Annotated in this window: 14 protein-coding genes; 10 read left to right on the top strand and 4 right to left on the bottom strand. The window is 72.0% G+C overall.

From position 1 onward, the window contains the following. Window positions 1–55 precede the first annotated feature (55 nt). Window positions 56–1,015 carry an LLM class flavin-dependent oxidoreductase gene (locus tag HUT18_RS18130; RefSeq protein ID WP_176101674.1) on the bottom strand — a complete coding sequence of 320 codons (960 nt, stop codon included), beginning with the start codon at window positions 1,013–1,015 and terminating at the stop codon, window positions 56–58. Between the two features lie 294 nt (window positions 1,016–1,309). Next, window positions 1,310–1,903: a response regulator transcription factor gene (locus HUT18_RS33840; RefSeq protein WP_254878674.1), complete on the bottom strand. Its 594-nt coding sequence runs from the start codon at window positions 1,901–1,903 to the stop codon at window positions 1,310–1,312. 385 nt (window positions 1,904–2,288) lie between these two features. Here HUT18_RS33840 and HUT18_RS18120 point away from each other — a divergent pair, with 385 nt between their 5' ends. The 6 genes from HUT18_RS18120 to HUT18_RS18095 all read left to right on the top strand — a co-directional run bounded on the left by HUT18_RS18120 (window position 2,289) and on the right by HUT18_RS18095 (window position 9,364). After that, complete coding sequence (locus HUT18_RS18120) at window positions 2,289–3,356, top strand: glycosyltransferase (protein WP_176101673.1); 1,068 nt, start codon at window positions 2,289–2,291, stop codon at window positions 3,354–3,356. A 53-nt stretch (window positions 3,357–3,409) separates the two neighbouring features. After that, window positions 3,410–5,044: an NDP-hexose 2,3-dehydratase family protein gene (locus tag HUT18_RS18115; RefSeq protein WP_254878673.1), complete on the top strand. Its 1,635-nt coding sequence runs from the start codon at window positions 3,410–3,412 to the stop codon at window positions 5,042–5,044. Continuing rightward, window positions 5,041–6,210 carry an NAD(P)-dependent oxidoreductase gene (locus HUT18_RS18110; protein ID WP_176101672.1) on the top strand — a complete coding sequence of 390 codons (1,170 nt, stop codon included), beginning with the start codon at window positions 5,041–5,043 and terminating at the stop codon, window positions 6,208–6,210. The genes HUT18_RS18115 and HUT18_RS18110 overlap by 4 nt, the downstream gene beginning before the upstream one ends. Further along, entirely contained in the window at window positions 6,207–7,316 is a 1,110-nt protein-coding gene (locus HUT18_RS18105) for a DegT/DnrJ/EryC1/StrS aminotransferase family protein (RefSeq protein WP_176101671.1), read from the top strand. The genes HUT18_RS18110 and HUT18_RS18105 overlap by 4 nt, the downstream gene beginning before the upstream one ends. Then, window positions 7,313–8,038 (top strand): dTDP-4-dehydrorhamnose 3,5-epimerase family protein, encoded by a 726-nt coding sequence (locus HUT18_RS18100; protein ID WP_176101670.1) that lies wholly within the window; start codon window positions 7,313–7,315, stop codon window positions 8,036–8,038. The genes HUT18_RS18105 and HUT18_RS18100 overlap by 4 nt, the downstream gene beginning before the upstream one ends. A gap of 123 nt (window positions 8,039–8,161) precedes the next feature. Next, on the top strand, window positions 8,162–9,364 hold the full coding sequence (locus tag HUT18_RS18095) for a class I SAM-dependent methyltransferase (protein ID WP_217710570.1): 1,203 nt from the start codon (window positions 8,162–8,164) through the stop codon (window positions 9,362–9,364). 200 nt (window positions 9,365–9,564) lie between these two features. Here HUT18_RS18095 and HUT18_RS18090 read toward each other — a convergent pair whose 3' ends face one another. Both HUT18_RS18090 and HUT18_RS18085 read right to left on the bottom strand, forming a co-directional pair. Continuing rightward, window positions 9,565–11,985 (bottom strand): DEAD/DEAH box helicase, encoded by a 2,421-nt coding sequence (locus HUT18_RS18090; protein ID WP_176101668.1) that lies wholly within the window; start codon window positions 11,983–11,985, stop codon window positions 9,565–9,567. 440 nt (window positions 11,986–12,425) lie between these two features. Continuing rightward, complete coding sequence (locus tag HUT18_RS18085) at window positions 12,426–12,896, bottom strand: hypothetical protein (protein ID WP_176101667.1); 471 nt, start codon at window positions 12,894–12,896, stop codon at window positions 12,426–12,428. A gap of 463 nt (window positions 12,897–13,359) precedes the next feature. On the opposite strand from HUT18_RS18085, the gene HUT18_RS18080 reads away from it, so the two are divergent. The 4 genes from HUT18_RS18080 (at window position 13,360) to HUT18_RS18065 (ending at window position 23,916) form a co-directional block, all read left to right on the top strand. Next, a complete protein-coding gene (locus HUT18_RS18080) occupies window positions 13,360–14,526 on the top strand; it encodes a hypothetical protein (protein WP_176101666.1) in 1,167 nt (388 codons plus the stop codon). Window positions 14,527–14,617: 91 nt separating this feature from the next. Then, window positions 14,618–14,968, top strand: a complete 351-nt coding sequence (locus HUT18_RS18075; protein WP_176101665.1) for a metallopeptidase family protein — start codon at window positions 14,618–14,620, stop codon at window positions 14,966–14,968. Between the two features lie 490 nt (window positions 14,969–15,458). Further along, complete coding sequence (locus HUT18_RS18070) at window positions 15,459–22,691, top strand: non-ribosomal peptide synthetase (RefSeq protein WP_254878672.1); 7,233 nt, start codon at window positions 15,459–15,461, stop codon at window positions 22,689–22,691. A 1-nt stretch (window position 22,692) separates the two neighbouring features. Beyond that, window positions 22,693–23,916 carry an FAD-dependent monooxygenase gene (locus HUT18_RS18065; RefSeq protein WP_176101664.1) on the top strand — a complete coding sequence of 408 codons (1,224 nt, stop codon included), beginning with the start codon at window positions 22,693–22,695 and terminating at the stop codon, window positions 23,914–23,916. Window positions 23,917–23,974 lie beyond the last annotated feature (58 nt).

Raw genomic sequence — 23,974 nt, 5'->3', positions numbered from 1 at the left:
CTCACTTCCTTGCTCCGGTCCGTGCGCGGGTCCGCGCCGTCCTGCGGCTCGTACGTCATGCGCGGGCCGCCAGAATCTTCTTGAGGTCGTCCAGCGCCGCCTGCTGGCCGAAGGTGTTGAACACACCGGTGAGGTTGAGGACCACCTCGTCGGCGCCCGCCTCGCGGTAGGCGTCGAGCGCGGCACTCACCTCGTCCAGGTCCCCGTGCAGGAAACCGCCGCCCGCGACCAGGCGTTTGGCGCTGAGCACCGGGTCGTCGGCGACGACCTCGATGCCCGAGCGGCGCAGCATGTCCTGGTAGTGACCGGCCGCCAGGTGCGCGGCGTTGGAGGACAGCGCGAGCTGTTCCGGTTCACGGTCGGGGCGCCTGAGCGCCACCGGCACGATCGCGGTCACCTTCGGCACCTCGCGCCCCGCCTTCGCCGCGCCTTCGCGCAGGGCGGGCAGCAGGGTGTCGCGTACATACGTGGCCGGGGTCAGCCAGGTGATCGCCCGGTCGGCGACCTCACCGGCCAGGCGTGCCATGCCGGGGCGCAGCACACCGAGTCCGACCTCCACCTGCGGCGGGGTCGCCGGGGGCAGCCCGCCGTGGCAGGAGAAGTACTGTCCCTCAGTGCGCACGATCTCCCCCGTCAGCAGCCCGCGCACGATGCCGACGTACTCCCGGCTCGCGGTCAGCGGACTGGCGTACGGCTTGCCGCGCATGCTCGCCTGGAAGGCGGGCTGCCCGGGGCCGAAGCCCGCCACGACCGGCTGACCCGTCGTCAGGGCCAGCGAACGGACCTGATGGGCGGCGTCGTACGGGTGGCGCAGCGGCATCAGCGTGACGCCGAGGCCGAGCGGCACCCGGAACCCGGCGCCGCTCGCCGAGGCCGCCGCGTGTGCGGCGTCCACGAGCATCGCCTGGCCCTGCCACAGTCGCCGGGCGGCGGTCCACTGGACCAGCGCGGCATAGGGCAGAACCTGTTCCGGCCTGCGTGGTGAGAAAGGAATGAGCACCGAGAAATCGGTCATGAAAAGCCCCGCCCCGGTACGCCAGAATGACGCATCGCAGAGTTTCCCTGAATTTGCAGCATCCGTCATGGAACGCCGGCCCCACACCGGCAATCATTCCTGGGATGCACCCCGTTTATTGGTTCGGCGAACGGGCGGGCGGACATTCATCTGGTCAGGTCTCGCGCCCCGCCGAACAAGAACAAATATAGCCATCGCACGAGTTGTGCACCCCCGCCCCGAGACGGGTCTTGCGGCCTCTCCTCCCCCGTCCGAAGACGGGGGAGGAACCCGAACAACGGTGGTCAGCCGCCCTCAGGCCGCCGTGACGGAGTGGGCGTGCACCACCGCCGCCAGCTTGGCTCGATCCCGACACTCCAACTTCCGCAGAACGTTGGAGACATGGAATTTCACGGTGCTCACCTCGACGCGCAGCTCGCCCGCGATCTCGGCGTTGGACAGGCCTTGTGCCACAAGGGCGGCCACATCCGACTCGCGTGCGGTGAGCAGTCCCGGCGGCGGGGCCGGACTGCGCCGTTCCTCGCCGAGACCGGACAGCACCCGCCGGGCCAGGCCCGGCGAGATCCAGCCGTGCCCGTCGCGCACTTCACGCACCGCGGTGACGAGCACGTCGTCCATGTCGTCTCGGTCGACGACCCCCGCCACCTCAATGAGCGCGGCCGAGTCCCAGACCGCGTCCTGCTCGCCGTGCACGAGGGCAACAAGGCCCCCGTGGCGTGAAGTCGACCGCGGCCGTGCGAGCAGTTCGCACGACTCCACGATCACTACCTGAGCTGTCGCGGCACCTGGTCCGGGCACCGCGAACACCTCCAAACCGGCCGCCGACAGGGCCTTGATCACCCTGTGTCTCAGCGACGGTGTCCTGATGGAGACAGCAACAGAATCCACCCTGGCTCCCCCGGGGAATACGATTGGTCCGAGGAATCATCGCAGGAACTTCACAAGAGGTAAAGCTCAAGTCAAAGCATGAGCAGAGCCCCACCCCGGGGCCGATCCCGCCCAAAGTGAACACTCGCCACCATCCCTCACACACCGCCACGGGTTTCTCACCCTCCGGGTACGGATAAATCCCGGATTGACAGGCCCCGGGAATCCCGTTAACCCTGTTCCTCGTACATGCCTCTCGCATGGCATTGACGGGGGAAATTCTCGGCGTCCGGCGCCTGCCGGTTCAAGGCCGCCCAATTCACGGGCCAGGCCCGCCCATTCACGATTTACGGCTTGTCGCGAGTGCGTACCGCTGGTCCCCCACGGAGCACGAAAGGACACGCAGGTGCCTCGCATCTCCGTGATTTGTCCGACCTGGAATCGGGGCCCGGCGATCACCGCGACCCTCGAATCCGTGCGCGCCCAGACGATGACCGACTGGGAACTCTTCGTGATGTCCGACGCCAGCGACGACGGCACGGACGAGGTGGTGGCCGAACTCGCCGCGCGGGACCCGCGGATCACCCTGCGCCGCACCCGCCGCTTCGGCTTCCAGGCGGGCCCCACCAACATCGCCCTGAAAGAGGTGAGCGGCGAGATCGTCGCCTACCTCGATCACGACGACGTCTGGGACCCGCACCATCTGGCCCTGCTGACCGAGGTGTTCGACCAGGGCGCCGACTTCGCCGCGACCCGGGCCCGCAAGGTCGACGCCGCCGGCACGCTGCTTTCGGTGGCCGACCCGCTCACCATGTGCTGGCACCCCGAGCTCCAGCTCATGAACCCGCTCTTCGAGAACTCCTGCGCCGCGCACCGCACCGAGCTCGCCGAACAGGCCGGCGGCTGGCGGGAGTCACGGGTGGGGCTTGAGGACTGGGACCTGTGGCTGCGCCTGACCGACCTCGGCGCGCGCTGCACCACCCTGCTCGACTGCACGGTGAGCATGTTGCACGACCTCGGCACCCGCCAGCACAGCCTGCCCTGCGACCACGACCACGAGATCGCCCGCTTTCCCGACGCGCGCAGCGCCCGCGCCGCCTACCGCGCGCTGACCCACCCGCGCCACCACCGGGCCGGGACCGAGGCGGCCCGCGCGGACCTGCTCGACTGGTACGGCTCGCTCGCGGCGAGCGGCGAACTCGCCCTGCCGCGAGGCTGGCAGGGCGGCCGCGCCGAACTCGACCGCGCCGTCCACCGCCACGTCGACAACGTCGAGCCCGCCTGGAACAACCTGATCATCGAACCCAAGGACGGTTACGTCGCCCTCGCCATGGTCCTCGGCACCATGACCCCCGAACACGCCGCCCGCTACAGCGAGTTCTTCCGGAGCCGTATGCACCACCAGATGGGGTTCTTCACGGAGGTGCTGGGGGAGGCGAGCGTGGTCCGGGCGGCGGGGAGCGTGACCCGGTGAGTGGAAATGCGGGTGTGACCAGGGGTGCTGAACTCCCGGCTGACAGAAGGCAGTTGAGCGCTGAGGCCGACCGGTCGCCTGGGGACGGTCTGCTGACCACGGACGCCCCGGTCGGCGCCACCGGACCGGCACGGGCGGGGCTGCTTCCCCGCGCACTCGCCGGTCCGCTCGACGAGGCGCGCGGCTGGATGCACACCCACGCCGAACAGGTGCCGCTCGACGGCCTGGACGGCTGGGCCGTCGACGCGCGCACCGGATGTCTGCGGCACCGCTCGGGCCGTTTCTTCGCGGTCGAAGGGCTGCGGGTGCGGCGCCCCGGCCATCCCGTTCCGGCCTGGGACCAGCCGATCATCAACCAGCCCGAGACCGGCATCCTCGGCCTGCTGCTGCGCCGGGTCGACGGCGAACCACAGGTCCTGGTCCAGCTCAAGGCCGAGCCCGGCAACTGCAACGGCATCCAGCTCTCGCCCACCGTGCAGGCCACCCGCAGCAACTACCAGGGCGTGCACGGCGGCAGCCGGGTGCCCTACGTGGAGTACTTCACCGCCGAGGCACGCGAACAGCACCACGTCCTGTGCGACGTACGGCAGTCCGAGCAGGGCGCCTGGTTCCTGCGCAAACGCAACCGGAACATCGCGGTCGAGGTGGACCCGTCGGTGCCGGTGCCGGTGCACGACGGCTTCGTCTGGCTCCCCCTGCGCGAACTGCTCTCCCTGCTCGCCGTGGACGACCTGGTCAACATGGACACCCGGTCCGTACTGGCCTGCCTGCCAAGGGAGTTGGGGCACACGGGCGAGGCTTCGGAAGGCGACCTGCCGCCCGCGACCTCGCTGCACAGTACGCGCTCGCTGCTGAGCTGGATCGTCGACGTACGGGAGAGCACCGAGCCACAGGTGGAGCGGGTCGCACTGGCCGAACTCGACGGATGGCGGCAAGGCGCCTGGGACCTCGCGCACGAGAGCGGACGGTTCTTCCGGGTCATCGGGGTCCGGGTCCGGGCCGCGGGCCGGGAGGTCTCGCAGTGGAGCCAGCCGATGATCGCCCCCGCCCATACGGGACTTGTCGCCTTCCTGGTCACCCGTATCGACGACGTACCGCACGTACTGCTGCACTGCCGCACCGAACCCGGTTTCGTGGACACCGCCGAGCTGGCCCCGACCGTGCAGTGCGCCCCCGAGACCTACGAGGTCCTGCCCGCCGAACTCCGCCCCCGCTACCTGGACTTGGTACTCGACGCCCTCTCCGGCGACCGGTCCCCGGTCCGCTTCGACGCGGTGCTCTCCGAGGAGGGCGGACGGTTCCACCACGCCCGTACGCGCCATGTTGTCCTGGACGCGGGGCAGTTGGCCGAGGGCGGCGGTGAGGTGTCGGAGGGCCCCGAGCATCGCTGGGTCTCCGTCCACCAGATCAGCGCCCTGCTGCGGCACAGCCACTACGTGAACATGCAGGCGCGGAGCCTGCTGGTGTGCCTGCGGGCGATGGACGCGATGTCTGCGGTGGACGCGATGGACGCGATGTCTGCGGTGGACGCGATGGACGCGGTGGACGCGGTGGACGCGGTGGACGCGGTGGCCGTGAGGGAGGCGGACGGTACTCGGGACGACGCGGCCGCGCGTCCGTCGGCCGCCCCGGCGCTCGCCCCCGCGCTCGCCCCGGCCGCGACCGGCGCCCCGGGAGGCCCGGCATGACCCCGCGTGTGGTGGTGCTCGGCGCCTCCGGCTTCCTCGGTGCCACGCTCGTGGCGCAGCTCGCCGAGCGGCCCGTACTGCTGCGCGCGGTGGCCCGGCGCCCGGCCGTGCCGCCCGCCTGCTCGGCGCCCGCGCACACCGAGATCCGCAGCGCGGACCTGACGGACCGCACCGCCCTGGCCGAAGCGGTCGCGGACGCCGACGCCGTCGTCCATCTCGTAACTCACCGGGACGCACAGGGGAGTTGGCGTACGCGCGACGGTGACCCGGTCGCCGAGCACACCAACGTCACCGTACTGAGGGACCTGTTGGAGATCCTCGCCGAGCGGCCCCGCTCGGAGGGCGCCCCGCCGCCGACCGTCCTGTTCGCGTCGACGGCGAGCCTGGACGCCCACGAGCCACCGCCCACCGCCCCGGGTGCGACACCGCCCGCCACCGCCGCCGCAGGCCCCCTCACCGGTTACGACCGCCAGAAGTATGCTGCCGAACTCGCCCTGCGCGCCGCCGACTTGGCGGGCGTGGTGCGCGGCGTCGCCCTGCGGCTGCCGACCGTCTTCGGACCGGCCGTGAACCCGCGGGCGCCGGACCGGGGTGTGGTCTCGGCGATGGTGCGGCGCGCACTGGAAGGCGAACCGCTGACGTTGTGGGCGGACGGGTCGCTGCGGCGCAATCTGCTGCCGGTCGCCGACGCCGCCCGTGGCTTCCTCGCCGCGCTCGACCACGCGGACCGGCTCGCGGGCCGCTCCTGGACGCTCGGCGCGGACCGGGACAGCTCGCTCGGCGAGGTCTTCGAGCAGGTCGCCGCCCTGGTCGCCGAGTACACCGGCCGCCCGCCGGTGCCGGTACACCGCACCGCACCGCCCACGGGCGCCGCGACCGGCAGCGACTTCCGGGACGTACGCGTCGATGCGGCCCCGTTCCGCGCGGTGACCGGCTGGCGGCCCCTCCTGGACACCCGCACCGCCCTGGAGGCGACCGTCGCCGCCCTGGTGCCACCACCGGGGGCGCCACCGCCCATGTCCACGACGGCGGCACCGGCAGCGACACCGGCCGCCGAGCACGACCTCGCCTCGGGGAACCGGCGGGCCCGCCCCGGCGAGCAGCAAGCACCCGCAGCAGCAAACGCACCGGGCACCGCCCGCGCCCTCGGAAAGGACAGCGCGTGACCACGTACGTCTGGGACTACCTTCAGGAGTACCGCGAGGAGCGCGAGGACCTGCTCGACGCGGTCGAAACCGTCTTCTCCTCTGGGCAGTTGATCCTCGGCCGCAGTGTGCGCGGCTTCGAGGAGGAGTTCGCCGCCTACCACGGCGCGGCGCACTGCGTCGGCGTCGACAACGGCACCAACGCCGTCAAGCTGGGCCTCCAAGCGCTCGGCGTCGGCCCCGGCGACGAGGTCATCACGGTGTCCAACACCGCGGCGCCCACCGTGATCGCCATCGACGCGGTCGGCGCCCGCCCCGTCTTCGTGGACGTACGGCCCGCGGACTTCCTGATGGACACCTCCCGGGTGGAGGCCGCGATCACCGAGCGCACCAAGTGCCTGCTGCCGGTGCACCTGTACGGCCAGTGCGTCGACATGGCGCCGCTGCGCGAACTCGCCGACCGGCACGGCCTGGTGATCCTGGAGGACTGCGCCCAGGCCCACGGCGCCCGGCACCACGGCAGCCTCGCGGGCACCCTCGGCGACGCCGCCGCGTACTCCTTCTACCCGACCAAGGTGCTCGGCGCCTACGGCGACGGCGGCGCCGTCCTCACCTCGGACCCCGAAGTCGCCGAGCGGGTACGGCGGTTGCGCTACTACGGCATGGCCGAGCGCTACTACGTGGTGGAGACCCCCGGGCACAACAGCCGCCTGGACGAGGTGCAGGCGGAGATCCTGCGCCGCAAGCTCGGCCGCCTCGACGACTACCTCGCGGGCCGCCGCCGCGTCGCCGACCGCTATGCCGCCGAACTCGCCGACACGGGGCTCCAGTTGCCGCGTCTGGCCGAGGGCAACGACCACGTGTACTACGTCTACGTCGTACGCCACCCCGAGCGCGACGCCGTCCTCGAAGCACTGCGCGCGCACGACATCCAGCTCAACATCAGCTATCCGTGGCCCGTGCACACCATGTCCGGCTTCGCCCATCTCGGCGTCCCCGAGGGCTCGTTGCCGCACACCGAGGCCCTGGCCAAGGAGATCTTCTCGCTGCCGATGTACCCCTCGCTGCCCGAGTCCCTCCAGGACAAGGTGATCGGCGCCCTGCGAACGGTCCTGGCGGCGGTATGAGCACCCTCTCGCCCTCCCCGCAGGGGAGTTCACGCGGCCTCGCCGAGGACGAGCCCCGCCGCTACGGCGACACCCTGGTACGGGAACTCGCGGTGGCGGGAGCCCTGGAGTTCACGCCCGCCGTCTACCCGGACGAGCGCGGCGCCTTCGTCTCCCCCTTCCAGGAACCGGCCTTCCTCCAGGCACACGGCGGACCGCTCTTCGAGGTGGCACAGCTCAGCCACAGCCGTTCCCGGCGCGGCGTGGTGCGCGGCGTGCACTACACGCTGACCGACGACCGCGCGCCCGCCAACGCCAAGTACGTGCACTGCCCGTACGGCGAAGTGCTCGACCTGGTCGTCGACCTCCGCGAGGGCTCGCCCACCTTCGGCGCCTGGGACGCGGTGGTCCTGGACGCAGACCACTGCCGTGCCGTCTACCTGCCGCCCGGCGTCGGACACGCCTTCGTCTCCCTGCGCGACGACAGCGTCATGTCCTATCTGCTCGCGGCGAGTTACGCCCCCGCGCAGGAGCGGGCCCTGTCCGCCCTGGACCCGGCACTCGGCCTGCCGATCCCCGCCGACATCGAGCCGCTGCTCTCCGCACGCGACCTCGCCGCGCCCACCCTGGCCGAGGCCCGCGCCGCCGGACAGCTTCCCGTCCACCGACCCACCCGACCGGACCCGCACCACCCCGCCACGGGCGGCCGCGTCCCGAACCACCCCGCCGCCCAGGAGAGCTGAACCGTGACCGACACGAACGCGACCGAGACGAACGCAACAGACGAGAGCGGGACCACCGCGAGCCCCGACACCGCCCCGGCGCCCGCGCCCGCCAACTACCCTGCCACCACGCCGCCTTGCCGTATCTGCGGCGGCGCGCTCCGCGAGTTCCTCGACCTCGGACGGCAGCCGGTCTCGGATGCCTTCCGCGCCCCGGACGCCACCGACGAAGAGTTCTTCTTCCGGCTCGCGGTCGGCCACTGCACCGAGTGCACCATGGTCCAACTCCTGGAGGAGGTACCGCGGGAGAAGATGTTCCACGCCGACTACCCGTACCACTCCTCGGGTTCCTCGGTGATGCGCGAGCACTTCACCCGTACCGCCCGGCACTTCCTGGACTGTGAACTCACCGGCGAGGACTCCTTCCTCGTCGAACTCGGCTGCAACGACGGGGTGATGCTGCGCACCGTGCACGAGGCCGGGGTGCGCCACCTCGGCGTGGAGCCCTCCGCCGGAGTCGGCGAGGTGGCGCGCGGCAAGGGCATCCGGGTGCGCACCGCCTTCTTCGAGGAGTCGACCGCCCGCGAGATCGCCGCCGAGGACGGCCGCGCCGATGTCGTCTACGCGGCCAACACCCTGTGCCACATCCCGTACTTGGACTCGATCTTCCGAGGCCTGGACGCGGTGCTCACCGGGGGCGGCGTGTTCGTCTTCGAGGACCCCTACCTCGGCGACATCGTCGAGCGGGCCTCCTTCGACCAGATCTACGACGAGCACTTCTACTTCTTCACCGCCCGCTCGGTCGCCGCCCTGGCCGCCCGCCACGGCTTCGAGCTCGTCGACGTCGAACGGCTCACCGTGCACGGCGGCGAAGTCCGCTACACCCTGGCCCGCAAGGGCGCCCGCCCGGTCGCCGAGGCCGTCGGCGCGCTCCTCGCCGAGGAGACCGAACGCGGCCTGACCGAGCCCGCCACGCTGGACGCCTTCGCCACCCGCGTCGCCGCGATCCGCGACCAACTCATCGCGCTGTTGGTCAAGTTGAAGGAAGAGGGCCACAGCGTGGTCGCCTACGGCGCCACCGCCAAGAGCGCCACCGTCGCCAACTACTGCGGTATCGGCCCCGACCTGATCCCCTTCGTCACCGACACCACCCCCGCCAAACAGGGCAAGCTCACCCCCGGCTCCCACCTCCCCGTGGTCACCCCGGACCGCTTCGCGTCCCCGTACCCGGACTACGCCCTGCTCTTCGCCTGGAACCACGCCGAGGAGATCATGTCCAAGGAGTCGGCGTTCCGGGCGAGCGGCGGCAAGTGGATTCTTTACGTGCCGGATGTGCATCTGGTCTGAGGGCGGTTGCCCTGAGGGGGCGGCTGCTCTGAGGGCGGCTGGGCCCTCTTCCCCGGGAGACACGGCTCCGGGAGACACGACGAACGAGGCCCGGCCCGGTCCCCTTGGGGGGATCGGGCCGGGCCTCGGTGCACGTGTCGTCGCGAGGACGGCTACAGCACTACAGCACGGTTACGGCCGCAGCGCCGGACGGAACTCCGTCAGCCGTTGCGCTTCCAACGCGGCTTGTCCTCACGGCGGTTGGCGGCGAAACCGCTGCCCCGGTGGTCGTCACGACGGCCGAAGGGACGGTCGTGCCCGGCGGAACGGTGGCCGCCCGAGGGGTGACCACCCGAGGGACGGTCGTCACGGCGGTCACGGTTGAAGGGACGGTCACCGGCGCGGTGGCCACCACGGTCGTCGCGGCGGAAACCACCACGGTCCCCGCCACGGTCGCGGTTGAAGCCGCCACGGTCGTTGTCCCGGCGGAAGCCGCCTCGGTCGCCGCCCCGGTCGCCGTCACGACGGTCGTCGCGTCGGTCGTCCCGGCGGAAGCCACCACGGTCGCCGCCGCGGTCGCCCCGGTCACGGTCGTTGCGGTCACGGTTGAACCCGCCGCGGTCGTCACGACGGTCGTCCCGGCGGAAGCCGCCTCGGTCGCCACCACGGTCGCCGCCGCGGTCGCGGTCGTTGCGGTCGCGGTTGAAGCCGCCGCCACGTCGGTCGTCCCGGCGGTCGTCGCGACGGAAGCCGCCACGGTCGCCGTCACGACGGTCGTCGCGTCGGTCGTCCCGGCGGAAACCACCACGGTCGCCGCCCCGGTCGCCCCGGTCACGGTCGTTGCGGTCACGGTTGAACCCACCGCGGTCGTCCCGGCGGTCGTCCCGGCGGTCGTCGCGACGGAAACCGCCACGGTCACCGTCCCGGCGCTCGTACGAACCGCGCTCCTCGCGCACCGTACGACCGAACGGGCGCTCGTCACGGCCGGCGGCCGGACGCTCGTCGCGGGCCGGGCGCACCTCGCGGTCGACGGCCTCGGTCGCGGGCTGCTCGGGCACCGAACCACCGGTCTCGGCGGTCACGGCCACATCGGCGGCAGCCGCCTGCTCGTCCGCCGAACTCGGCTGCTGCGCACCGCCGTTGGCGGCGGCCAGGACCTCGGCCGGGTCCTCGCCGCGCTCGCGGGCCGCACGTACGAGAAGACGCTCGGCCTCCTCGCGCAGCTCGGTGGCACGGCGCTGGGCGCGCTCCAGTTCACGGGTGAGCTGGGTGACCTCGCGCTCGGCCTGCTTGGCGGCACCGGCCACCGACTCGGCCTGCACCTCGGTCATCGAACGGGCACCGGTGATCTCCGCGACCTCGGGCTCGAAGACGCCGCCGCCACCGACGATGTGGCGCGAGGCGTCCACGCCCGCGTCCTCCATCAGCCGGAAGATCTGCCGCCGCTGGTGCGGCAGGGCCAGCGAGACGACGGTGCCGGAACGTCCGGCCCGCGCGGTACGGCCACTGCGGTGCAGGTAGTCCTTGTGGTCACCGGCCGGGTCGACGTTCAGGACCAGGTCGATGCCGTCGACGTGGATACCGCGCGCGGCGACGTCGGTGGCGACCAGGACGTTGACGTAGCCGTCCTTGAAGTCGGCGAGGGTGCGGGTGCGCGCGCCCTGCGTCATGCCGCCGTGCAGCGCGTCGGACTTCACTCCGGCGTCGCGCAGCTGCTCGGCGACACGGTCGGCACCGAGCTGGGTGCGGACGAAGATGATCGTGCGGCCCTTGCGCGCGGCGATCGCGGCGGTGACCGGCGCCTTGTCGCGCGGCTTCACGACCAGGATGTGGTGCGTCATGGTGGTCACGGCGCCCGCGGACGGGTCGACCTCGTGCGTGACCGGGTTCTTCAGGTACCGCTTCACGAGGGTGTCGATCTCGTTCTCGAGCGTCGCCGAGAAGAGCATCCGCTGGCCGCCCGGCGGAACGAGGTCGAGCAGCTCGGTGACCTCGGGCAGGAAGCCGAGGTCGGCCATCTGGTCGGCCTCGTCGAGCACCGCGATCTGCACCTGGTCGAGCTGGCAGGCGCCGCGGTTGATGATGTCGCGCAGGCGGCCCGGGGTGGCGACGAGGATGTCGACCCCACGCTCCAGCGCGTAGATCTGGTTGCCCATGGACGTACCGCCGCAGACGACCTTCATCCGCAGGCCGAGCACATCGCCGTAGGGCTGGAGCGCGTCCGCGACCTGCATCGCGAGCTCACGGGTGGGCGTCAGGATCAGGCCACGCGGCCGCTTCTTCTCGGTGTGGCCGCCCGCCAGGGTGGCGAGCAGCGGCAGACCGAAGGAGAGGGTCTTGCCGGAACCGGTGCGTCCGCGGCCCAGGATGTCCCGGCCGGCGAGCGCGTCCGGGATGGTGGCGGCCTGGATCGGGAACGGCGTGGTCACACCGTTCGCCGCGAGCTTGCGCACGATGCCCTCGGGCAGACCGAGGTCGCCGAAGGTGAGCTCGGGGGCGGCGTCGGCGGCGCCTTCCGCGTCGACGGTGTCCGAGGCGGTGTTCTCCGCAGCGGCGGCAGTGGCCTCGGTGGTGTCGGCCGGGTTGTTCTCGGCCTGGCTCGGAGCCTCGGCCTGGACCTGGTCAGTACTGGAAACAGACATGCGAAATGCGAAACCTTCCGGAGTCTCGGCACGCGCGCCCAAAACTCCGTGAGTTCTCGCAATCGACCGCCTCTATGCGGTCCAGCCACGGCTAGGGGGAGTACGCGCCACACGCGGCGCGCTTCGTTCCTCGTACGGTGAGGAGCTGCGCCGGGCAAATGGGATCAAACGATCTACCACCATACGCACCCCCGCCCCCACGGAGCAAACCGGCTGGTGGCCACCGCCCCGCCACCCCACCGTAACCGTTTCAGCAGGTCAGCTCGGCGGGCGGCGCGGGGGCGGGGAGCAGGCGGGCGGAGGTGGATGTTGTGAGGTGCGCCATATCGGGGTGAGCGCGCGAGGGGCGCCCCCGCAGGGCGCTGGGGCTTTGGCGGCTCAACAGCAGGGCAGGGTGGGCAAGTTGACGGGCCCGACAGGTGGGCAGGAGGCCCGGAAAGTCACTTCGCCGGGAGTGACGGCTTCGGACTCGTGTCGCCCTCGCCGCCGGATGTCGGTTCGGGCGAGGGTTCGCCGGGCGGCGAGGTCGGCGTCGCGCCGGGCGCGGGCGGGGTCGGCCGGTCCGGCGCGGTCGGACGGTCCGTAGGCGCGCCGTCACTGCCGCCGGAACCTCCGGCCGCGGGCCCGGAGGCCCCGTCCGGGCCCGGGCTCCGGTCCGCCGGCGCGGAGGGCGAGGCGCCGTCCCCGCGCTCGGCGTCCGGGGCCGACGCGGAAGCGGACGGACTCTCCTGCGCCCCGTCCGGGCCCGTCCCCTGCTCGGACCGCGCCCCGGCGCCCTCGCCGCCCACCGTGTCCCCGGCGTCCACCCCGGCCACGGCACCCCCCTGCCCGTCCGGGACCTGCGGACGGCGGCCGCCGTCGTCGCCCGCCACCTTCACGCATCCCGCGGCCGCGAGGACCACGAGCGCCACGGCGGCCAGCCGCACGGGCAGGGGACGGGGAACGCTCAGACTCAACGGAACGGCCAACGACAAGGAACGCAAAACAGCCACCTCCGGATGCGGCACGGCGCAGGACGGCACGGGTACGGATTCGGGTACGGGCACAGGCACAGGTACAGGCACTGGTTCGGGTACGGGCACAGGCACTGGTCGGACGGTCGTGTCGGACGGGTGTGCGGGTCGCGGGGCCACCGAATGCCCCGGGCGAACGGACACCGGACTGACCAACTCCCGTGGCGCACAAGAGGACACGCACCGCGTACGCCCGGCGTGCGCACTTCACGCCCTTGCGGCGCCCCGCACCACCACGGACCGCACCGGTCCCGACACGTGCTCAACTCCTGGGATATGACCGTGAGTTGACTCATACTTGGTTGTCCGGCGCAGCACCTCGGAGGCCGGACCGGCGCACGTACGGCTCGGATGGGTGGGCGTGGAGTCTGTGGAGTCTTCGGATCTGGTCGCAGTGGCCGTACGTGTGGTGACAGGGCTGTCCTCGGGAGCCGCCACCGGCGTCGGCACCGAAATCGGACAGACGGTGGCCGGTCTCGTACGCGAGAAGCTGAGCCGCAGCAGCGAGGGGCAGCACGCGCTCGACGCCACCGAGGAGCGGCCGCAGGACCCCGAGACCGTCGCCCGCCTGCGCGAGGCGGTGGCCGCACACCTCACCGAGGACCCCGACTTCGCCGCCCGGCTCACCGCGGCGCTGGCCGGACCGCCGCCGGGCGAGGCGCCCCGGCAGTACCACCACAGCGTCGTCATCGACGGCGGCTCGAAAGTGCGCGGCAACACGATCTCGCTCGGCCCCGTCACCTTCAACAACACCCCCTCCGGCCGCACCGCCCTGGCCCTCGCCGCCCTCGCCCTGGCCGTACTCGCCGGTCTGCTCGTCTTCACCGCCACCGAACTCGTCGACTCCGACGACGGGCGGGGGTCGAACGGTCCGGCTGCCCAGCACCCGGGCGGGACCGGTGGCCCGGCGGGCGAGGACGGGGAGGGCTCAGGCTCAGGTTCCGGAAACGGAGGGGCCAGCGAGGGTGAGGCGGGCGACGGCGACGCGGGCGGTTCGGACGGCGGCGCTTCCGCGGGCGGCCTGGACGGCGACGCCGCCATGGCCCCGCTGACCAGCGCGGACCGGCTCCTCGAAGTCCTGCCCGACACGGCGAGCCTGCCCACGGGCTGGACCGAGCTCACCGCACCTTCGGCCGACGTCTCCGGCGAGGACGACGGTTCGACCTACCGGGGCGAGGCCGAGTACGCGGGCACCTACAGCATGGAAACCGACTTCATCGTCGCCGCCTTCCCGGACACGGACGCGGCCCGCCGCGCCTTCGACACCTGGAGCGAGGAAGCACGCACCGACGGCGCGACCCCGCTGGCCATGCCCCGGATCGGCGACGAGACCTTCGCCTTCGCCCTCACCGAAAACCGCGGCGACGGCTACAACGCCAACACCACCCGCTGCACCCTGGTCCGCACCGGCACCGTGCTCACCGCCATCGTCGGCGAGGACAACGAAAGCCGCCGCTACGACAGCCAGGACCTGGAATCCATGACCCGCCTGCTGTCGACCCGCGCTCTGACGGCCCAGACGAGCTGACCCGGGCCTCGGGGTCAGCAAACGCCACCTCCCGCGCGCCACCTGGCGCACGCCACCTCCCGTATCCGGCCGCGTCCCGGACAATGGGCATGTGCTGGAGATGACACGCGACGCCTTCGAAGAGCTGGTGGCCGAGGCCCTCGACCGGATCCCGCCCGAGCTGACCCGGGTGATGGACAACGTGGCCGTCTTCGTGGAGGACGAACCCCCCTCCGACGACCCCGAACTCCTCGGCCTCTACGAAGGCACGCCCCTCACCGAACGCGGCGAGTGGTACGCCGGCGTGCTCCCCGACCGCATCACGATCTACATGGGCCCCACCCTGCGCTACTGCGAGGCCCCCGAGGAGATCGTCGAGGAAGTCGCCGTGACCGTCGTCCACGAGGTCGCCCACCACTTCGGGATCGAGGATGAGCGGCTGCATGAGCTGGGGTGGGGGTAGTTCCGCGGCTGGGGTGGGGTGGGGCTGACGAGGCTGCTGACTGCCCTTTTCGGCACCCAACCCCGCCACAACTCTCCCGTGCATCCGACGTGAAAAAACTCACTCGATGGATAGTAGGGCGAATTCTCGCGGGATCTCCCGAAGTTAACGAGGAAGTGGCCGCTCCGCTTCTCGCCATACCCAGGGATATTCGGCCACAGAATCACTGTGCACGTCTTTTCGCCCCGTGCCGGACGCCGCCCCTCAGCCGCTGCCCCGCAGCCTTATGAGACCGGTGTTAATTCCCTCGTCATTTCCGGTTACGATCACGGACCTACTGTCGTCGGGGGGTTCCCCTTGCTCCCTGACCAGCCGATCTCCTAGGGGATGCGAGCCCGGTTCAGGAAGATTGGCCACAGCGTCCACCTGACGGGACATAGGGTCGATGAGTGTCGGGTGGTGACCTTCGATAAACGGAACCCGATACCCCTTGTCTACTGAAGGAAGGCCCGTGCCCGCTTCCCGGCGCATACCTCTGTCTGCCTACCAGCACGATATCTGGACCGCCGAGGCGGCAGCCGTCGGCGATCCACAGTTCAACGGTGTCCTGTACCAGCGACTTTCCGGGGCCGTCGACGTGGCAGCGCTGACGGAAAGCCTGACGCGCACCCTCAAGCGGAATGATGCATTCTCATTGCGTTTCGATGAAGAAGACGGAATTCCTTACCAGTGGATAGAGACGGCGGACTCCGAACCGTGGGTCGAACACCTCGACCTGTCGGGGGCCGAGGACCCCGCGGCCGCCTGTGCCGCCTGGCGGGAGGAGTCCTTCGTCCGCCCCTTCCCCCCGCGCCGTACGCGTCTCGTCGTCGCCACCCTGCTGCGCGAGAGCCCTTCCGTACTCCATCTGCACCTGAAGACCCACCACCTCCTCATGGACGGCTGGTCCGGCAACGAGATCGACCGCCAGCTGTGGGAGGAGTACGCACGGCTCACGGCGGCGGCGGGATCCGCCCCCGCCGAGCCGCCCGCGCCCCCTTCCGTGCGCACCCTGGTCGAGGACGACGCCGCCTACCGCGCCTCCGCGGACCACGCGCGCGACCGTGCCTTCCACCGGGACTACCTCGCCGGGGCGAGCCCGGCCCTGTTCGCGCGAAGCGGCGCGGAGCACCCCGGCGGGGCCCGCCGGGCCCGGCACTCCTTCACCGTGGACGGCGAGTTGGTCCGCCGGGTCCGCGCCCAGGGCAGCTCGCCCTTCGCCTACCTCGCCGCCGTCTTCGCCACCTACCTGGCCCGGGTCCACTCCCGTCCGGAGGTCGTGCTCGGGGTGCCCTTCCTCAACCGGCGGGGTGCCGCCCAGCTGAGCATCGCCGGGCAGCGCGCCAACAACCTGCCGCTGCGGGTCGCCGTGCCGCCCGAGGCGACCCTGGCCGAACTGGCCGCCGAAGTGCGCCGCGACACGGACCGGCTGCACCAACACGAGCGGCTGCCGCTCGGCGAGGTGCTCGGTTCCCTCGCACCCGACCAGGCCGGTTCCCGGAGGCTCTTCGACGTCACGCTGTCCTACCTGCGCTACCCGCCCCGCGAGGCGCCCGAGGGACTGGACCGCGAGACGGTGTTCATGGCGCCGCTGCACGAGGGCTCCGCGCTGGCCGTGGTCATCTGGGCCTTCGGCGACGGGGGCGACCTGCGCGTCGACTTCGACTACGCCACGGAGATCTTCGACGAGGACCTGCCCATCGCATCGGTCTCCGCGCACCTGCTCAACCTGCTCCGCAACGGCGTCGAGCAACCCGAACGCCCCGCGCTGACCGTGCCGATGCTGGACGAGGCGGAATACGCCGCACTGGTCCACGGCGGCCAGGACGCCCCCGTCGCGTACCCGGCCGAGAAGACCCTGCACCAGCTGGTGGCCGAGCAGGCCGCCCGCACCCCGCACCGGACCGCCGTCACCGGCGCCCGGGGCGACGCCCTCAGCTACGCCGAACTCGACGCCGCGGCCAACCAGGTGGCCCGCGCGCTGCGCGCCCGCGGCGTCGGCGTCGGCAGCCGGGTGGCCGTCCTGATGGACCGCTCCCCGCGGCTGATCGTCGCCCTGCTCGGCGTACTCAAGGCGGGCGGCGCCTACGTCCCCGTCGACCCCGGCTACCCCGCCGACCGCATCCGCTTCGTGCTGCGCGACAGCGGCGCCCCCGTCGCGCTCACCGACCGGGGGACCGTACTGCCGGAAACCGAGGCCGACGACGTCGGCGAGGTCGGCGAGGTGTCCGTGCTTGCGGTCGAGGACTGCCTGACCGGCCCGGACGGGCCACTGGAGCCGCTGGCCACCGGCTCCGACCTGGCGTACGTCATCTACACCTCCGGTTCCACGGGCCGCCCCAAGGGCGTGATGGTCGAGCACCACTCGGTCGTCAACCGGCTCGCCTGGATGCAGCGGCGCTATCCGGTCGGGGAAGGCGACACCCTGCTCCAGAAGACGCCGATCTCCTTCGACGTCTCCGTCTGGGAGCTGTTCTGGTGGGCCATCGAGGGCGCGAGCCTCACCCTGCTGCCGCCCGGCGCCCAGCGCGACCCGGGCGACATCGCGCGGGCCATCGCCGAACAGGCCGTCACCACCGTGCACTTCGTCCCCTCGATGCTGGCGCCCTTCCTCGACCTCCTTGACGCCTCCGCCGAGGCCCGCGCGCAAGTGGCCTCGCTGCGCCAGGTGTTCTGCAGCGGAGAGGCGCTTCCCCCGGCCCGCGTGGAGCAGTTCAACCGCGTCTTCGCCGACGGACCGGGCCCGGCGCCCCGGTTGGTCAACCTGTACGGGCCCACCGAGGCGGCCGTCGACGTCTCGTACCACGACTGCCCGACCGACCCCTCGCAGCCGGTGCGCCGGGTGCCCATCGGCCGCCCGGTCGACAACACCCGCCTCTACGTGCTCGACCCGCAGGGCAACCTCCAACCCCCGGGCGTACCGGGGGAGTTGTGCATCGGCGGCGTCCAGGTGGCCCGCGGCTATCTGGGCCGTCCCGAGCTGACCGAGGAGCGCTTCGGGCCCGACCCCTTCGCCGGGAGCGGGCGACTGTACCGCACCGGCGACCTGGCCCGCAGGCTCGCCGACGGCGACCTGGAGTACCTGGGCCGCATCGACGGCCAGGTGAAGATCCGCGGCAACCGGGTCGAGCTGGGCGAGGTCCAGAACCGCCTCGCCTCGGTGCCCGGGGTGCGCGACGCGGTGGTCACCGACCACCGGTCACCGACCCGCGGCACCTTCCTCACCGGCTACTACGTCAGCGCGGACACCCTCGACCCGGCCCGGCTGCGCGCCGAACTCGCCTCCGTACTGCCGGAGTTCATGCTCCCGGCGTACTTCGTCCGGATCGACGCCGTACCGCTCACCCCCAACGGCAAGGCCGACCGCCGCGCCCTGCCCGCCCCGGTGGCGGCGAGCGGCCGCGGCGACGGCGCTCCGCGCGATGCGACCGAGGCGCTGCTGGCCGGAATCTGGGCCGAGGTCCTTGAGGTCGAACGGGTCGGCGTGCACGACGACTACTACGCGCTCGGCGGCGACTCCCTCACCATGCTGCGCATCCGTGCCCGCGCCGAGCAGGCCGGAGTGCACTTCTCCCTCGGCGACCTGGTGCGCCACCCGACCGTCGCCGAGGTGGCCGCCCGCTCCACCGCCACCGCCCCGGCGGACGCGGCGGACTCCGCGCCGCTCGCGCCCTTCACGCTGATCTCCTCAGTGGACCGGGGCCGCCTGGAGGGCCGCGAGGACGCCCATCCGCTGACCCGGCTCCAGCTCGGACTGCTCTACCACAGCAGGGCCCAGGAGGACTCGGCCGTCTACCACGACGTCTTCCAGTACTCCCTCGCCCTCGACTGGGACGAGTCCGCCTTCCGTACCGCCTTCGACCGGCTGGTGGCCCGCCACCCCGTGCTGCGCTCCTCCTTCGACCTCGGCGGCCACTCCGAGCCGCTGCAGATCGTCCACACCGAGGTCACCGACGGCCTCGGCATCACCGACCTGCGCGACCGTGACGAGGAGGCGGCCCGTGCCGAGATCCGCGCCCACGTCGACGAACGCCGCTTCCACCACTACGACTTCGCCCGGGCTCCGCTCCACCGCTTCCAGGTGTACGTACTGGCGGACTCCGTAGAGCTGGTGCTGAGCTTCCACCACGCGATCCTCGACGGCGGCAGCGTCGCCCACCTCATCCAGGAACTCCTCCAGGACCATCTGCACGCCCGCGGCCTCGACGTGGCCGCCGTCACGGACCCGGCCGCGCCCAGTGCCGCGCACCACGTACGCGCCGAGCGCCAGGCCCTGGAGTCGGCGCCCACCCGGGAGTTCTGGCGCGAGCTGCTCGCCGGGGCCCCGCGGCTGCGCCTCGCGGGCTTCCGCCCCCACGAGGACGTCCGGCCACCGGAGCAGATCACCCGGCTGATCGGCATCCCCGACGAACTGGTCCACGCGGCACGGGAGTTCGCCAACGAGCGCGCGCTGCCGCTCAAGTCGGTGCTGTTCGCGGCGCACTGCCTGACGCTGCGGCACTTCACCGGCATCGAGGACGTCACCACCGGCCTGGTGGCCCACGGCCGCCCCGAGGTCCAGGACGCCGACCGCACCGCCGGGCTGTTCCTCAACACCCTGCCGCTGCGGCTGAACACCGCCCGGTCGAGCTGGGCGGAGGTGGCCCGCGAGGCGTTCCGGCTGGAGCGCGAGAGCCACCCGCACAAGCGCTACCCGCTGAGCGCCGTGCAGGAGGACCTCGGCCGGACCGTGGTGGACACCGCCTTCAACTACGTCCACTTCCGCCAGCTCACCGCCGTGCTCGCACTGCCCGGAGTGCGGCTGCTCGACTTCCGCACCTGGGAGGAGACCAACTTCCAGCTCCTGGTCAACGCCGTGGTCGACCCCCGCGACGGCGCCCTGCGGCTGCGGATGGACCACCACGGCGAGACCTTCACGCACGCGCAGGCCGAGCTGTACGGGGACCGCTTCACGGCGATCCTGGAGCGACTGGTCCAACACGCCGACGAGGCACCGGACTTCGGCTTCCTGACCCCGACCGACGGGCAGCCGGGCCGGGCGACCGCCGGGGCCGAGCCCCAGGACATCCTCACCACCCGGACCGGGGCCGAGCCCCAGGACGTCGTCACCGCCGTCGCCGCCCAGACCGCCCGTACTCCCGAGGCCCGCGCCCTCGCCTTCGGCGAGGAGCACTGGACCTACGCCGAACTGGGCCGTGCCTCCGACCGGGTGGCCGCCGCCCTGCTGGCGCGCGGCGCGCGCTCCGGGGACCGGGTCGGCATCGCCATGGAGCGCTCGCCCGAGACGGTCGCCGTCACCCTCGGCGTGCTGAAGGCGGGCGCCGCCGCCGTCCCGCTCGACGTCGCCTACCCCGCGGAACGGCTCGCCGCCATGGTCGAACAGGCCCGGCCGCACAGCGTCATCGCCCATGCCGCGCACATCGCGCCGCTCGGCCAGGGCGCGCCCGTACTCCTCGCCGAGGAGGCCCTCGGCGGCGCCGAGGCGAGCGGGCCGCTCCCGGCGATCTCGCCCACGGACACCGCGTACGTGCTGTTCACCTCGGGCTCGACCGGCCGCCCCAAGGGCGTGGCGATGCCGCACCGTTCGCTGTCGCAGCTGATCGACTGGCAGAACGGCATCCCGAGCGGCGTACCCGGCGGCGCCACCGCGCAGTTCGCCCCGCTCAGCTTCGATGTCTCCTTCCAGGAGATCTTCGCCACTCTCGGCAGCGGCGGCACCCTGCACGTACTGACCGAGGAGCAACGGCGCGACCTGCCCGGACTGCTGCGCCTGCTGGAGCGCGAACGCGTCCAGCGGATCTACCTCCCCTACGTGGCCCTCCAGCAACTGGCCGAGACCGCCGCCGCCCTGGACCTGGCGCCGAGCGGCCTGAAGGCCGTCATCTCCTCCGGCGAGCAGCTGCGCGTCACCGACGAAATCCGCGCCCTGTGCGCGGCATCGCCCGGGGTGATCCTGGAGAACCAGTACGGGCCCACCGAGTCGCACGTGGTCGCCTCGTACACGATGAGCGGCGACCCGGCCCTCTTCCCGGCGCTGCCGCCGATCGGCACCGCCGTCGACGGCTCGCGGCTGCTGATCCTCGACGAGGAGCTGCGGCCGGTGCCGACCGGGGTCAAGGGCGAGCTGTACCTCGCGGGCGACTGCCTCGCCGACGGGTACATCGGCCAGCCGGAGCTCACCGCGGAACGCTTCGTGGAGCATCCGCTCGGCCGCCTGTACCGCACCGGCGACCTGGCCTTCGCCCTGCCCGGCGGCGACGTGGTCTGCCTCGGCCGGGCCGACTCCCAGGTCAAGGTGCGCGGCTACCGGGTCGAACCGGCCGAGGTGGAGCTGGCCGTGACCCGCTTCGCGGCCATGCACCCCGGCCTCTCGGAGGCGGCCGTCGTCGCCCGGCGGCGCGAGAGCAACGACTCCTTCCTCGCCGCCTTCCTGGTCGGCGACCCGGCGGGCGCGGACCTGACCCTGCTCGGAAAGCAGCTGCGGACCGTCCTGCCGGACTACCTGGTGCCCTCGCACTTCGAGTGGCTGGACGCGCTCCCGCTCACCCCGAGCGGCAAACGCGACGACGCCGCCCTGCGCCGGTTCCCCCTGACCACGGCCGCCGCGACCGAGGCCACCGCGCCCCGGGACGCCTACGAACGCACCCTCGCCGAGGTCATCTGCGACCTGCTCGAACTGCCCTCACTCGGCGTCCACGACAACATCTTCGAACTCGGCTGCACCTCGCTCACCGCCATGCGCCTGGTCGTCATCCTCGAACAGCGCTACGGCGCCGCCCTGCCGCTGTCCGAGTTCGTGTCCGCGCCGACCGTCGCGCAACTGGCGCGGCGACTGCGCTCCGGCGGGGCCACCACCGCCTTCGACCCACTGGTGCCGCTGCGCACCAAGGGCTCACGGCGCCCGCTCTTCCTCGTCCACCCCATGGGCGGCAACGTCCTGTGCTACGTCCCCTTCGCCAAGTACCTCCACGAGGACCAGCCGTTCTACGCCTTCCAGGCGGCAGGCGGCGACCACGGCACCGAACCCCTCACCACCCTGGAGGACATCGCCGCCTCCTACGTCGCCGCCATGCGCCGCGCACAGCCGAGCGGCCCGTACACCATCGGCGGCTGGTCCTTCGGCGGCTTCGTCGCCTTCGAGATGGCCCGGCAGCTGCGGGCCGCGGGGGAAAAGGCCGAACGCGTCATCCTGCTCGACACCGTGGCGCTGAAGTTCGGCACCCACAAGAGGACCGACGACGACGCCCTGCTCGGGTGGTTCTTCTGGGAACTGCTGTGGCTCCAGCGTGGCGGCGACTCCCCGATGGAGGTGATCCCCGCCGAACTGGACACCCTGGAGGATAAGTTCGAGTTCATCGCCCGGCTGGCGGTGGACGAGGGAGTCCTCCCCGCGGGCAGCACCGGTGCCGTCGTACGCCGCCTCTTCCGCGTCTACGAGGCCAACTGGCGGGCCACCGCCGCCTACCGGCCCGACGTGGTCGACCAGGACCTGGTACTCCTGCACGCCTCCGAGCCGCTGCCCGCGGTCCTCGACGCCATGCACAGCCACGCCGAGTCCCTGCACCAGGACCCGGCCAACGGCTGGGGCGCACTCACCGCGGGTGAACTCACCGTGGTGGACGTGCCCGGGGACCACCTCACGATCATGGAAGAACCGCACATCGCCCACCTGGTCAAGGCCGTCACCGAACTGATCGGACACTGAAGTGACACAGCACGCACCCAAGAAGGCCCTCGTTATCGGCGCGGGAATCGGCGGACTGACGGCGGCGATCTCGCTGCGTCGCGCCGGACTCGACGTCGAGGTCCACGAGCGGGCCGGGGAACTGCGGGCGGCCGGTTCCGGCCTGTCCGTCATGAGCAACGCCATCGGCGCCCTGGACTCGCTCGGCCTCGGCATCGACCTGGCCGCGCACGGCCAGACGCTCGAGTCGTACCACGTCCGCACCGCCGCCGGACGGCCGATCCGGGAGTTCCCCTTCCCGGAGATCATCGACCGGATCGGCATACCGAGCGTCCTGATCACCCGCCCCGCCCTGCAGAAGGCCCTGCTCGACGCCGCCGAGGGCATCCCGATCCGCACCGGCGCCGTGGCCACCGGCTTCGAGTCCGAAGAGGACGGCGTCAGGGTCGCCTTCGAGGACGGCACCGAAGCGCACGGCGACGTACTCATCGGCGCGGACGGCTTCCACTCCGTCATCCGCCGCCAACTCGTCGGCCCCGCCCCGGAGGAGTCCCAGGACAGCGGCTACGTCTGCTACCTGGGCCTGGTGCCCTTCTCGCACCCGAACTTCCCGCCCGGCTCCGTCGTGCACTTCTGGGGCAGCGGCAAGCGCTTCGGTCTGGTCGACATGGGCGGCGGCACCCTCTACTGGTGGGGCACCGAGAACATGCCCACCGAGCGCTCCCACGACTGGCAGGGCACCAAGGACGACGTCCTCGCCTCCTACGAGGGCTGGGCCGACGAGGTGCGGCAGGCGATCAGCTCCACTCCCGAGGAGTCGATCATCGCCGTGCCCTCCCGCGACCGCGCCTTCCTGGACCGCTGGGGCAAGGGCCCGGTCACCCTCCTCGGCGACGCCGCCCACCCGATGCTCACCAGCCTCGGCCAGGGCTCCGGCATGGCCATCGAGGACGCCGTCGTCCTCGGCCGCTGCCTCGAATCGGCCACCGACCTCCCGGCCGCCCTGCGCCGCTACGAGGACGAGCGCCGCGAACGCACCAGCGGCATGGTCGCCGCCTCCCGTCGGCTCAGCTCCTTCGAGCAGGCCACGGGCATCCTCCGCCCCCTGCGCGACGCCTTCTTCCGCTTCCTGCCCCGCGCCAGCCTGATCAAGATGCTGGAGGACTCCCTGGCCTTCCCCATCAGGGAGCAGCAGGGGTCGGACAAGGGTGAGCAGCAGACGGGGAAGCCGGTGGCGACCAGCTGAGCTCCGGCGCCTCCCGCACCGGGCCGCCCTGTGGGACGGGTCGGTGCGGGAGGCGTGG

This window comes from Streptomyces sp. NA04227, from assembly GCF_013364195.1.
In the GTDB taxonomy this organism is placed as follows: Bacteria; Actinomycetota; Actinomycetes; order Streptomycetales; family Streptomycetaceae; genus Streptomyces.
Note: the sequence above shows the minus strand (reverse complement) of the source record. Positions and strands in the feature narration are given on the sequence as shown.